The 1,458-nt window shown below is 47.3% G+C and carries 2 protein-coding genes; one reads left to right on the top strand and one right to left on the bottom strand.

The genetic code is table 11. The features are described from left to right. The coding region (locus A3757_RS19820; RefSeq protein ID WP_231878329.1) for an FAD-dependent oxidoreductase at positions 1–937 on the bottom strand (937 nt) is incomplete at its 3' end. Positions 938–1,055: 118 nt separating this feature from the next. On the opposite strand from A3757_RS19820, the gene A3757_RS19815 reads away from it, so the two are divergent. After that, on the top strand, positions 1,056–1,458 hold a 403-nt coding region (locus A3757_RS19815), incomplete at its 3' end, for a TetR/AcrR family transcriptional regulator (protein WP_156506437.1).

Raw genomic sequence — 1,458 nt, 5'->3', positions numbered from 1 at the left:
GATCATGAACTTCCTTCACTGGCGTACCCAATTCCACGTCAGGGCGACCATCATCCAGCATGGCATTGATTAAACTTTGCGTACCATGTTTAAAGCTATAGCGAGAGACGCTATCACTGTAACGAGTGATATCACTGCCAACGAGAGACCACCATCGTTGCATTTCTACGTAGCTAGCTTGATCAAAGTCTCCATGAACGGAAGCGCCCAAGAGTCCTTCGATGATGGGTGAGAAAGAAGGAGAGAGGTCCATCTGATTAAGGCGATCGCGAACCGATAGAGTGTCGGCGCCTTGCCAATTATCTGTACTAAAAGGATCATAGGGCAATGGAAAGGAGTGAGCGGCACCATCATGAAATTGGTGCATTTGCTCATTGGCAATGGCAAAGCCTTGATAGGTGACCATAGGTGGCGATGGTTCACCTTCTGGTGCCCCATTCCCACAGGCAGCCATCCTAATCAGTGGTGCGATGCCGCTCATGCCAGCATCCCGCGCCTCATCACCATCCCACCACAGTAAGTCGGGAATCGTGCTTGGAGTAGAATCCACTAATTGCAAGTCGTAGCGATTAATTTCAGCGAAAACATTAGGTTGCGTGGAGTGCACCCAGGCGCCACCGAGCTCAAACAACTTACCATCACGCTTTACGGTAAAGGTACGCCCACCAAGGCGATTACGAGCTTCTAATATTAGTACTGATAGCCCAGCTTGCCTGAGCTCACGGGCAGCGGTAACCCCGGCAAAGCCACCACCAATAACAATGACATCATAGTCATACTTGTCGATTTCTCTATCCGTGGAATCTTTGCTAGCTGTAGCATTGACGCTATTCCCCCCGGCAGTTAGGGCGACTGCGCCGAGAGCCCCCAACCCATTTTTTAGGATGCTGCGTCGGTTCAGGCCTTGCCTAGTTGTCTTATAACGTTTCTTACCCACAGTGAACACCTCTTTTAAATACTGGATAATATTTTTAACATGAATTATTAATATTGATCAATATTTAATATACTATCGGGATAGTTTAGGTTGTTATTGTTTATAGGTTCAAAAGAGTATGCCGAAAATTGTAGATCATGAAGAAAGGCGCGCGGCCATTGCCCGAGGGGCGGTAGAAGCCATCGCTAATTATGGTATTCACAAGGTAACCATGATTAAGTTCGCCGAAGCCGGTGGCTGTACAGAGGGCATGGTCAATTATTACTTCGATAATAAAGAACATGTGCTCCAGGCCGCATTAGAACAGGTAATTAAATCTACTGAAGATCGTTTAGTGCAGGCGATACAAGACAACCCGAAGGATTTGGAGAACTTATTGCTGCAAACTTTGCCCATCAACGAAACTGTGCAAAAAGAATTCTGTGTCTGGCGAGACTTTTGGCAGCGGGCCGGAGATTCTCAAGCTTTGCAGCAAACTCAAACACACTGGATAAAGGACTGGGTAGCCGGTATTTCCGGTT

This window comes from Oleiphilus sp. HI0117, from assembly GCF_001635235.1.
Note: the sequence above shows the minus strand (reverse complement) of the source record. Positions and strands in the feature narration are given on the sequence as shown.